Source organism: Nocardioides sp. NPDC057772, assembly GCF_042798075.1.
GTDB lineage: Bacteria > Actinomycetota > Actinomycetes > Propionibacteriales > Nocardioidaceae > Nocardioides.
In genome coordinates, this window is record NZ_JBHVKN010000013.1 from 25174 (window position 1) to 35252 (window position 10079).

At 70.4% G+C, this 10079-nt stretch carries 10 protein-coding genes; 4 read left to right on the forward strand and 6 right to left on the reverse strand.

The annotated features are described in order from the left end of the window. The first annotated feature begins 162 nt into the window (after positions 1–162). The 4 genes from ACFVJS_RS04490 (at position 163) to ACFVJS_RS04505 (ending at position 3625) form a co-directional block, all read left to right on the forward strand. A complete protein-coding gene (locus ACFVJS_RS04490) occupies positions 163–1173 on the forward strand; it encodes an SMP-30/gluconolactonase/LRE family protein (protein WP_378877739.1) in 1011 nt (336 codons plus the stop codon). Then, on the forward strand, positions 1170–2444 hold the full coding sequence (locus tag ACFVJS_RS04495; protein ID WP_378877740.1) for an ankyrin repeat domain-containing protein: 1275 nt from the start codon (positions 1170–1172) through the stop codon (positions 2442–2444). The genes ACFVJS_RS04490 and ACFVJS_RS04495 overlap by 4 nt, the downstream gene beginning before the upstream one ends. A 126-nt stretch (positions 2445–2570) precedes the next feature. Further along, positions 2571–3125: a VanZ family protein gene (locus ACFVJS_RS04500; protein WP_378877741.1), complete on the forward strand. Its 555-nt coding sequence runs from the start codon at positions 2571–2573 to the stop codon at positions 3123–3125. An 8-nt stretch (positions 3126–3133) separates the two neighbouring features. Then, positions 3134–3625 carry a GNAT family N-acetyltransferase gene (locus ACFVJS_RS04505; protein WP_378877742.1) on the forward strand — a complete coding sequence of 164 codons (492 nt, stop codon included), beginning with the start codon at positions 3134–3136 and terminating at the stop codon, positions 3623–3625. 167 nt (positions 3626–3792) lie between these two features. Here the strand turns inward: ACFVJS_RS04505 and ACFVJS_RS04510 are convergent, their stop codons facing one another. From ACFVJS_RS04510 to allB, 6 genes are all read right to left on the reverse strand, one after another. Beyond that, on the reverse strand, positions 3793–4014 hold the full coding sequence (locus tag ACFVJS_RS04510; protein ID WP_378877743.1) for a DUF1295 domain-containing protein: 222 nt from the start codon (positions 4012–4014) through the stop codon (positions 3793–3795). An 8-nt stretch (positions 4015–4022) separates the two neighbouring features. Continuing rightward, the gene (locus ACFVJS_RS04515) at positions 4023–5273 is read right to left on the reverse strand and encodes a class I SAM-dependent methyltransferase (protein WP_378877744.1); all 1251 of its coding nucleotides are present in this window, start codon (positions 5271–5273) and stop codon (positions 4023–4025) included. Then, positions 5273–7276, reverse strand: a complete 2004-nt coding sequence (locus tag ACFVJS_RS04520) for an FAD-dependent oxidoreductase (RefSeq protein WP_378877745.1) — start codon at positions 7274–7276, stop codon at positions 5273–5275. The genes ACFVJS_RS04515 and ACFVJS_RS04520 overlap by 1 nt, the downstream gene beginning before the upstream one ends. A 131-nt stretch (positions 7277–7407) precedes the next feature. Next, the gene (locus ACFVJS_RS04525) at positions 7408–8148 is read right to left on the reverse strand and encodes an SDR family oxidoreductase (RefSeq protein ID WP_378877746.1); all 741 of its coding nucleotides are present in this window, start codon (positions 8146–8148) and stop codon (positions 7408–7410) included. Further along, positions 8148–8981, reverse strand: coding sequence for a bifunctional allantoicase/(S)-ureidoglycine aminohydrolase (locus ACFVJS_RS04530; protein ID WP_378877747.1), 834 nt, complete (start codon positions 8979–8981; stop codon positions 8148–8150). The genes ACFVJS_RS04525 and ACFVJS_RS04530 overlap by 1 nt, the downstream gene beginning before the upstream one ends. Continuing rightward, positions 8978–10079 (reverse strand): allantoinase AllB (gene allB / locus ACFVJS_RS04535; protein ID WP_378877748.1); only part of this gene is annotated, 1102 nt, incomplete at its 5' end. The genes allB and ACFVJS_RS04530, both read right to left, overlap by 4 nt.

The following is a 10079-nucleotide window of genomic DNA, read 5'->3' on the forward strand; positions in this document are numbered from 1 at the left end:
GGCATCATCCGATCGGCTATCCGGAGTGTCGCCGGACGGCTATCCAGACGTCGCCGGTCTCCCGATGTCCGGGTCCCTCTCCGAAAGCGATGGTTGATGCATCAGCTCGACCACACGCATCGAGCGCACCGAGCGCACCGAAATCGACACAGGAGAACCACCATGCGTACGTCCCGAATCGCCGCCCTCGCCGGGCTCGCCGGCATCGCTGCCTCGGCCACCCTGTCCTTCACCGCCCTCGGCACGGGCACCGCGGCCAGCGCCGCCGAGGCCGGCGCCGCACAGGGTCACGGCCGCCCGGCGAGCTACCTGCTCGAGGGCGACCCGTCCGCCCAGGGCGGCTCGAAGTTCGAGGGCATCGGCGTCGACCCGGAGTCCGGGAAGTTCTACGTCAGCGAGGTCACCGGCGGCGAGATCCAGCGCGGCAGCGCCGACCGGGCCCAGGCCGAGGAGTGGCTGGCCGGGGACGGCACCGACGGCCGCTACACCGCCCGCGGCATCACCGTCGACGACCAGGGCCGCATCTACGTCGCCGGCGGCCCGAACGGCACCGGCAACGACCGCCCCGACCTGTGGGTGTACAGCCCCTCCGGCGAGCTGCTGGCGGCGCTCCGCGTCCCGGACAACAACGCCTTCCTGAACGACGTCGCGATCGGGCCGGACGGGGCTGCGTACTTCACCAACTCCAACAACCCGACGATCATCCGGGTCGCCGAGGGTGCCGACGGCTGGCAGGCGACCGAGTGGGCCGACGGCAGCGACCTCATCACCCCGCAGCAGGGCTTCAACCTCGGCGGCATCGTGCTCAGCCAGGACAACTCCGCGTTCGTGGTCGCCCAGGGCACCACCGGTCAGCTGTGGCGCTTCGAGATCGCCACCGGAGAGGTCAGCGAGATCGACACCGACGGCGCCGACCTCCGTAACGCCGACGGGCTGATCGCGCAGGGCCGCGACCTCGCCGTGATCCGCAACTTCGACAAGCAGCTCGTGCACCTCGAGCTGAACCCGTCGGCGACCTCCGCCGAGCTCGTCTCGTCGCGCGCCACCGACCCGCACCGGGTCTTCACCACGGGCAAGCTGCTCGACGGCCGGATGCTGCTGGTCGACAGCCACTTCGACGAGCAGACCGCGCAGGGGCCGTACGAGATCGTCACCGCACGGATGCCGCGATGACCACGTCTCACCTGCGGTGGTCGATGGCCGCCACGGCGCTGACCGTGCTTCTGGCAGGCTGCGCCGCGGCGCCGTCGGAGACCGCCGAACCGTCTCCGTCGAGCTCTTCGTCTCCGTCAAGCTCGGCGCCGGCCGCATCCGAAGCGGCGAAGAAGACCCCCGAGCCCAAGGAGCAGCAGCGGATGAACGAGCAGCTGATCAAGGCCGCCTGGGACAACGACGTCGCCCGCGCCCGGCAGCTCATCGAGGACGGCGCCGACGTCAACCACCAGGACGACACCCAGCAGAGCGCCTACCTCATCGCCGCCAGCGAGGGCTACGTCGACCTGCTCGACCTGACCCTCCGCAACGGCGCGGACATCAACGCAAAGGACTCCTACGACGGCACCGCCCTGATCCGCGCCGCCGAGCGTGGTCACGCCGACATCGTCGGGCGCCTGGTGCAGGCCGGCATCGACCTCGACCACGTCAACGAGCTGGGCTGGACCGCGCTGCACGAGGCGGTCGTCCTGGGTGACGACGGCCCGGACGCGGCCGACACCGTCCGCGTGCTCGTCGCGGCCGGTGTGGACATCTCGACGAAGTCCGGCCGGGACGGGAAGACCGCCTTTCAGCACGCCGAGGAGCGCGGGTTCGACGCGATCGTGTCGACGCTGCGTACGGCCTCGGAGCGGGTGGCGGACGGCGACTCTCAGCTGCTGCGCGCCGCGTCAGCGGGAGATGCCGACTCGGCTGCGGCCGCTCTCCGCGGCGGCGCCGACCTGGAGGCACGTGACGGCAACCGGCGTACGCCGCTGCTGCTCGCGGTCACCGAGGACCACCTCGAGACGGCCCGTCTGCTCGTGTTCCTGGGCGCCGATCCGGATGCCCTCGACGGACAGCACGACACCCCCTGGCTGGTCACGGGCGTCACCGGGAGCGTCCCGATGGCCGAGCTGCTGCTGAGCGTCGACCCGGACCTGACCGTACGCAACCGCTACGGCGGCGTCTCGATCATCCCGGCGAGCGAGCGCGGCCACGCGGACTACGTCGAGCGGGTCGCTCGCACCCAGATCGACCTCGACCACGTCAACGACCTCGGCTGGACCGCGCTCCTCGAGGCCGTGATCCTGGGCGAGGGGACCGAACGCTGGCAGCGGGTCGTCCGCAGCCTGCTCGAGCACGGCGCCGACCCGAGCATCGCCGACCGCGACGGCGTCACGCCGCTCGAGCACGCCCGCAGCCGCGGGTTCACCGAGATCGCCCAGATCATCGAGCAGCACGGCGGCTGATCATCGGCCCCTGAGCTCGAGGCCCTGACCGGATCCCCCGCCGGTCGGGGCCTCGTCCGAACCAGACCCACTACGCTCAAAACCTCTGATACGGACGAGCGTCCTACTTCAGACCCGGAGGGACAGATGATCATCGAGCCATTCTTCCGCTCGTTGCCGCTCGCTCTGCCAACCATCATCGGCTCGGGAGTGCTCGCCGGCGTTGGGGCATCATGGTGGGCAAGGTGGTTGCAGGCGCCGCGCGCGACCGCGGTCTCGTTCGTTGCGGTGTGCGGCTCCTACCTGGGTGTGACGGCGACGCCGAGCGGCTCCGGACTGTGGGGTAATCCGGGTGGGTCTCGCGGGGTCAGCCTCGACATCCAGCTGCCGCCGCTCGGGAACCTCTTGATGATCAGTTCCGACTCGCTCAACCTTTTCGCTGGGGCGGCGCTGGGCGCGGTGTCGGTGTTGATGTGGTGCGCCGGACGCCGATGGGTCGCGGTGGGCACCGCGGTGGGCATGCCTCTACTGGCGGAGATCGTTCAGCTGCTCTTCCCTGCGATGGGACGGGTCGCGTTCATGCTCAGCGACGTGGTCGTGAACTGGATCGGAGCAGGTATCGGGGCCGCCGTCGTTGTCGCGATCGGCGCAGTAGGCAGACTTGCCCGACCTTCGCTGTCATCTTTGATGGACCAGAAGTAGAGGCAGACATGAGCGACGACTCGGTCCCGGCAGGGGCGCTACGGATCACTACGTGTGACACCGAAGAGACACTCGCGGCGGCCGGCGTACTGTTCAGCCACTACCGACGCCACTACGGCCAGCCGCCAGACACGAGCGAGCGCACCATCGGCTGGCTCACTGAGATGGCCCAGTCCAATATGCTCATGATCTTCACGGCATCCGTGGAGTCTCCCGCGGGCACACCTCCAATCGGTCTGGCGACCAGCCACGCGGTTCCTGCATCTTTGGTCATGGGGCGGTTCTGGCAGCTACGTGACCTGTTTGTGCTTCCCGGGTCCCGTCGGCAGGGAGCGGCGGTCGCTCTCGTCAGTGCCGTCCGCGACGCGGCGCAGACAGCAGGCGCAACCCGACTGTCCCTCGTCACCGAACCCGACAACGAAGCCGCCCTCAGCCTCTATCGAGGACTCGGGTTCAGACCTGTTGGAGGCCTGGCATCGCTCAGCCTTGATCTCGCTTAGCGTTGGCGCGGGCAGGCAGCGCCCTGCACCCTCAGGCGATCTCGCCGCCTCACGTCCCCGCGAACGAATTTTCGTTCGCCCACCGGCCGACCTGTCGGCCGCGCCCGGCGTACGGCATCCCGGTCGCGACGACATCGGTGATCGCAGTACGTGTTGTCCGCCGCGCTCTACCTGGTCGACCGGCTCGCCCCGGCCCTGTCCATGCAGGCACTACCCTCCAGCAGCCGAGCTCCGGTCGCGTGGACCAGGAAGTACGTCATCGCCACCGGCGCCACGACGGTCACCGGAGCCACCCACCAGGCGGTGGCCGTACCGATCAGCCAGATGCCCCAACCACACGCACGCATCACCGCGACCACGGCGGCAGCGACGCCGCTGACGAGGAGCATGTCGCGGATCAACGAGCCTCTTCCCGGGTGAAGGTGAGCTGCTGGACGTCGATGTAGCCGGCCGCGAACCCGGCCCGGGAGTACTCCAGATAGAAGTGCCACATCCGCAGGAAGGTCTCGTCGAAGCCGAGCGCCCTGATCTCGTCGGCCCGCTCCCTGACGGCGAGGTCCCAGCGCCGCAGCGTCTCGGCATAGTGGGGACCGAAGGAAAGCCGGCTGCGCATCCGGAGCCGGGTGTGCGTCTCGGTGGCTCCGGTGATCGCCTCGGTCGAGGGCAGCAGCCCGCCGGGGAAGATGTACTTGGTGATCCAGGTCTCGATGTTGCGGGTGGCCAGCATCCGGTCGTGCGGCATGGTGATCGCCTGGATGACCGCGGTGCCGCCCGGGGCCAGGACCTCGTCGATCTTCGCGAAGTAGACCGGCCAGAACCGCTCACCCACGGCCTCGATCATCTCGACCGAGACCACCGCGTCGTACGTCCCGTCCACGGCACGGTAGTCGCGCAGCTCCACGTCCACCCGATGGCCCAGACCGGCCGCGCCGATCCGGCGCCGCGCCAGGTCGGCCTGCTCGACGGAGAGGGTCACGGTGGTGACCTGGGCGCCGCGAGCGGCCGCCCGCAGGGCGAGCTCGCCCCAGCCGGTGCCGATCTCGAGCAACCGGGTGCCCGGGCCGACTCCCGCCTCATCGAGGATCCGGTCGATCTTGCGGTGCTGCGCGATCGCCAGGTCCTCCTCGGTCGAGGGGAGCGAGGAGAAGAGCGCCGAGGAGTAGCTCATCGTCGGGTCGAGGAAGAGCGCGAAGAAGTCGTTGGAGAGGTCGTAGTGGTGACCGATGTGCTCGCGCGCGTTCTCCGGGGTGTTCAGGTCGGTGGCGCCGCGACGACGCTCGTAGACCGCGCCCGCCTTCTGCGCCCATCCGGGCAGCAGGTCCCGGATGTCGCGGCACAGCACGGTCAACGTCTCCCCCAGCTCCGGGGCGTCCCAGGCACCGGTCAGGTACGCCTCGCCGAACCCGATCAGCCCGTGCCGGCCGATCCTGGCGTAGAACTCCTCAGGCCGGTGCAGCACGATGTCGGCCGGGCCGCCGTCCTCGCTCACGCTGATCCCGAGCCGCTTCGTGGCGGTCCGGAACAGGGTCGCCGCGGCGGCCGCGGCGCCTCGCGTCACCAGACCGGAAGGCGCCTCCTCCAGCATCGGCCAGCGGTCGCGCTGCACGGCCGTGGCGACGGGTGCTTCGACGGATGCTTCAACGGTCATCATCGGACTCCTTCTTGGTGGTGCAACGGCCGGCTGTGGACCGGCAGACGTCGTAGCCACAGCGCGACGCCGTGGATGCGGATCCAGACCGCGCCGAGCAGCGCGGCGGGAGCGGAACGGAGCAGGGTCCCGAAGCGCGGTTCGACCCGGACCCCACGGACGGAGGCGTCGAAGACGGTCCCCTCCTCGGTGGTCAGGCGGACGGCGACCGCGAGCCGGTCGTCAGGCGGCGGTACGGTGAGGTCGTAGCGGCCGTCGACGCCGTGGAACGGCGAGACGTACATCGCCTTCACGACCTCTGCGCGGTGCCGTTCGTCGGGGTGGACGAGGTAGGCGTGCCGGTCGCCGTAGGTGTTGTGCACCTCGACGACGGTGGCCAGCGGCTCCCCGGACGCCGACGTGCACCAGTAGACGCTGATCGGGTTGAAGCAGAAGCCGAAAGCTCGCGGCTGGGTCGCCAGCAGCACCTTGGCCTCGCCCAGATCGATGTCGTGCAGCTTCAGGAAGGCGGCCAGGTTCTCCCGGATGGAGCGGTCTGGATCGCCGAGGTGGTCGCGAGCCTCGAAGCGGCCGAGGACGCCGTGGTCGGGCAGCCGGTCGAGGTCGACCACCCGCCAGTGGGAGCGGTGCACGAACCGGTTCCGCAACGGACCGCGCCGGGTGTGGCTGATCGTGGTGCGGTAGACGCCGGTGACGTCGCCAGGCCTCTTCGTGGGCTTCGTCCACCGCAGCCCCAGTCGCTGCGCCGCCCGGGCGCCGGAGCGGGCGCCGTCCTCGTGGAACCCCCAGCCGCGCCAGGCACCAGCGAAGACGAGCCTGTCGGAGTCCAGCTCGTCGGCGCGCTGCTGGGCCGCGACCGACTCCGGGGTGTAGAGCGGGTGCTCGTACTCCATGGTGGCGATGACCTTCGCCGGATCGATCAGGTCGGCGCCGCCGAGAGTGACCAGGTGACGTACGCCTCCAGGGGCCGGCAGCCGCATCAACCGGGTCAGGTCGTAGGTGACGGTGACCTCGCCGCGGCCGGGGCGCTCCAGGTAGTTCCAGGACGACCGGGTGTGCTCGCTGCGCGGCAGCAGGCTGGTGTCGGTGTGCAGCCGAGCCTGGTTGGCGGAGTAGGGGAACGCACCCAGGATCTCCCGCTGGGCGATCGTCGGCTCGCCGAGCATCGCCAGCGACTGCCCGGGGTGGGTGGCCAGCACGGCGGCGTCGAAGACCTCGGTGGTGCCGTTGCCGTCGGTGATCTCGACACCCGCGGCGGTCTCGACCACGTTGACCACCTTGGTCGAGGTCAGCACCCGGCCGCCGCGGTCGCGGATCGCGGCGGCGACCCTCTCGACGTACGTCGCCGAACCGCCGGTGACCGTGCGCCAGCGTGGCGACCCGAAGACCTGCAGCATCCCGTGGTGGCCGAGGAACTCGAAGAGGTAGCGGGCCGGATAGCTCAACGCCGTGGCGGGGTCGCAGGACCACACCGCGGCGACCAGTGGCGCCATGAAGTGGCGGCGGAAGTGCGGAGTGAAACCGTGCTCGTCCAGGAACTCACCGAGGGTGCGGTCGTCGGGCTCGTCGGCCGCCAGCAGCGCCCGGGCGGCCCGGTGGAACCGCGGGATCTCGGCGAGCATCCGCAGGTGCGACAGCCGCAGCGCCCGCCGGTCGGGCAGCACCCCGCGGATCCCGCGCGCGCCGGCGTACTCCACGCCCGCGTCGTCCGAGCGCACCGACATCGACATCTCCGAGACCTGGGTCGGCACGTCCAGCTCGGCGAAGAGACGCAGCAGCGTCGGATATGTACGCCGGTTGTGCACGATGAACCCGGTGTCGATCGCCAGCTCGCTACCGTCCGGCGCGGTGACCCGATGGGTGTCGGCGTGGCCGCCCAGCCGGTCGTCGGCCTCGAAGACGGTGACCGTCGCGTGCAGGGACGCGACGTACGCCGCGGTCAGACCGGCGACCCCACTTCCCACCACGGCGATCCGACGGCGTTCGTGGTCGGGACTGCTCATCGGGCTCCTCGTGGTCGAAGGGGGCGATCGGCGCAGAGGCGCTGTCACCCGGTCTTCGGTCACCGAGGCGAATCGGATTTGTTCTTCAGGTCAGCATTTTCGTCGGGTCTTGGATCCGTTCCCGACCCGGCTCAGCCGCGGCCGGCGTACGGCATCCCGGTCGCGAGGATGGTCATCGTGGGCACGCTGACGCCCAGGGGCAGCTGGGCCATGGCGACGACGGCGTCGGCGACGTGCTGGGGGTCGAAGGTCGGCTCGGGGCGTACGGTGCCGTCGGCCTGACGGGCGCCGACGGCGATGCCGGCGGTCATCTCGGTGGCGGCGTTGCCGATGTCGATCTGGCCGACCGCGATGTCGTGGGCGCGGCCGTCGAGGGCGAGGGAGCGGGTGAGGCCGGTGATCGCGTGCTTGGAGGTGGTGTAGGCGGCGCTGCCGGGGCGGGGTGTGTGGGCGGAGACGGAGCCGTTGTTGATGATCCGGCCGCCGCGCGGGTCCTGCCTCTTCATCTGGGCGAAGGCCGCGCGGGCGCACAGGAACGAGCCGGTGACGTTGATCGCCAGGGTCGCGGCGAACTCTTCGACCGGGATCTCGTCAGGATCCCCGCTCGGCCCGAAGGTGCCGGCGTTGTTGACCAGCAGGTCCACGCGACCCCACATCCCGACGACGACGGCGAACGTCGCCTCCACCTCAGCGGCGGAGGCGACGTCCGTGGGCAGCACGAGGGACCGCGCCATCACCGACGCAGTCTCCTCGAGCGAGCCCTGCGTACGTCCCAGCAGGGCGACCTGGAAACCGGCTCCGTCCAGGGCCTGGGCGATCACCCGCCCCAGGCCGGAGCCGGAGCCGGCGCCGGTGACGACCGCGACCGGCATCAGCCGAACTGCCGCGAGAGGACCGCGTGGCGATTGACGTCCTTGTAGAGCAGGTAGCGGAACCGGCCGGGTCCGCCGGCGTAGCAGGCCTGCGGACAGAATGCGCGCAGCCACATGAAGTCGCCCTCCTGCACCTCCACCCAGTCCTTGTTGAGCAGGTAGACGGCCTTGCCCTCGAGGACGTAGAGCCCGTGCTCCATCACGTGCGTCTCCGGGAACGGGATCGCGCCGCCCGGCTCGAAGCTGACGATGTTGACGTGCATGTCGTGGCGTACGTCATCGGGGTCGACGAAGCGCTGGGTCTTCCAGGCGCCGTTGGTGCCCGGCATCTCGCCGCCGGGGACGTCGACCTCGTTGGTCACGAACGGCTCGGGCACGTCGATGCCCTCGACCCGCTGGTAGGCCTTGCGGATCCAGTGGAAGCGGGCGATCTGGTCGCTGGTGTTGTGGAGCGTCCAGGTGGAGCCGGGCGGGAGGAAGGCGTAGCCGCCCGGGGCCAGGTCGTGCTTCTCGCCCTCGACCGAGAGCGTCAGCGCGCCCTCGACCACGAACAGAACACCCTCGGCACCCGGGTCGAGCTCCGGCTTGTCGCTGCCGCCGCCGGGCGATACCTCGACGATGTACTGCGAGAACGTCTCGGCGAAGCCGGAGAGCGGCCGGGCGATGACCCACAGCCGGGTGCCCTCCCAGAACGGGAGCTTGCTGGTGACGATGTCGCGCATGGTGCCACGCGGGAGCACGGCGTACGCCTCGGTGAAGACGGCCCGGTCGGTGGTCAGCTCCCGCTGCGACGGGTGACCGCCGGTCGGGGCGTAGTAGCGAGGTTCGCTCATGGTCGGGCTCCTTCTGTGGTGGCTCTGCCGAGCAGCCGGCCCCGGGGCGCGGCTTCGATGTCGATCTTCTCGCCGTGCAGCCAGGTCTGGCGGACGACGCCGGCGAGGGTGCGGCCGTGGTAGGGCGTGACGGCGTTCTTGTGATGGAGCCTCGCGGCGTCGACGACGAAGGTGTCGTCGGGGGCGAGGACCGCGAAGTCGGCGTCCTGTCCGACCGCGATCTGCCCCTTGCCCGGCAGCCCGGCGTGACGGGCGGGGGCCGCGGACATCCAGCGGGCGATGTCGGTGAGGGCGAAGCCGCGGGCGCGGGCCTCGGTCCAGACCGCCGACAGACCGAGCTGGAGCGAGGAGATGCCACCCCAGGCGACCCCGAAGTCGCCGGTGTCGAGGGCCTTCAGATCGGGAGTCGAGGGCGAGTGGTCGGTGACGACCATGTCGATGACGCCGTCGCGCAGGCCCTGCCAGAGCAGCTCGCGGTTGGCCGCCTCGCGGATCGGCGGACAGCACTTGTACTGCGTCGCGCCGTCGGGGATCTCCTCGGCGGCGAAGGTCAGGTAGTGGGGGCAGGTCTCGGCAGTGATCGGGACGCCGTCGCGGCGGGCCGCGTCGATCGTCGCGAGCACGTCGGAACTGGAGACGTGCAGGATGTGGACCCGACACCCGGTGTTCCGGGCGAGCTCGACCACCCCGGCGACCGCGAGGTTCTCGGCGTCCCGCGGGCGGCTGCTCAGGAAACGTCGGTACGTCCCTCCACCCGCCGCGGGCGCGTGCTCGATCACGTGGGCGTCCTCGGCGTGCACGATCAGCAGCCCGTCGAAGGACGCGATCTCGCGCATCGCGAGCTCGAGCTGGTCGGCGTCGAGCGGCGGGAACTCGTCGACGCCGGAGTGCAGCAGGAAGCACTTGAACCCGGAGACCCCCGCCTCGTGCAGGGGTCGCAGCTCGGCGACGTTGCCCGGGATGGCACCGCCCCAGAAGCCGACGTCGACGAAGGCCTGGCTCGCGGCGGTCTTGCGCTTGAGGTCGAGCGCCGGGAGGTCGCAGGTGGGCGGGATGCTGTTGAGCGGCATGTCGACGATGGTGGTGACCCCACCGCTG

Coding starts and splice junctions, on each gene's coding strand:
- ACFVJS_RS04530 (WP_378877747.1), bottom strand. CDS start 8,981: ATGAGCGAACCTCGCTACTACGCCCCGACCGGCGGTCACCCGTCGCAG.
- ACFVJS_RS04505 (WP_378877742.1), top strand. CDS start 3,134: ATGAGCGACGACTCGGTCCCGGCAGGGGCGCTACGGATCACTACGTGT.
- ACFVJS_RS04520 (WP_378877745.1), bottom strand. CDS start 7,276: ATGAGCAGTCCCGACCACGAACGCCGTCGGATCGCCGTGGTGGGAAGT.
- ACFVJS_RS04510 (WP_378877743.1), bottom strand. CDS start 4,014: ATGCTCCTCGTCAGCGGCGTCGCTGCCGCCGTGGTCGCGGTGATGCGT.
- ACFVJS_RS04490 (WP_378877739.1), top strand. CDS start 163: ATGCGTACGTCCCGAATCGCCGCCCTCGCCGGGCTCGCCGGCATCGCT.
- ACFVJS_RS04500 (WP_378877741.1), top strand. CDS start 2,571: ATGATCATCGAGCCATTCTTCCGCTCGTTGCCGCTCGCTCTGCCAACC.
- ACFVJS_RS04525 (WP_378877746.1), bottom strand. CDS start 8,148: ATGCCGGTCGCGGTCGTCACCGGCGCCGGCTCCGGCTCCGGCCTGGGG.
- ACFVJS_RS04515 (WP_378877744.1), bottom strand. CDS start 5,273: ATGACCGTTGAAGCATCCGTCGAAGCACCCGTCGCCACGGCCGTGCAG.
- ACFVJS_RS04495 (WP_378877740.1), top strand. CDS start 1,170: ATGACCACGTCTCACCTGCGGTGGTCGATGGCCGCCACGGCGCTGACC.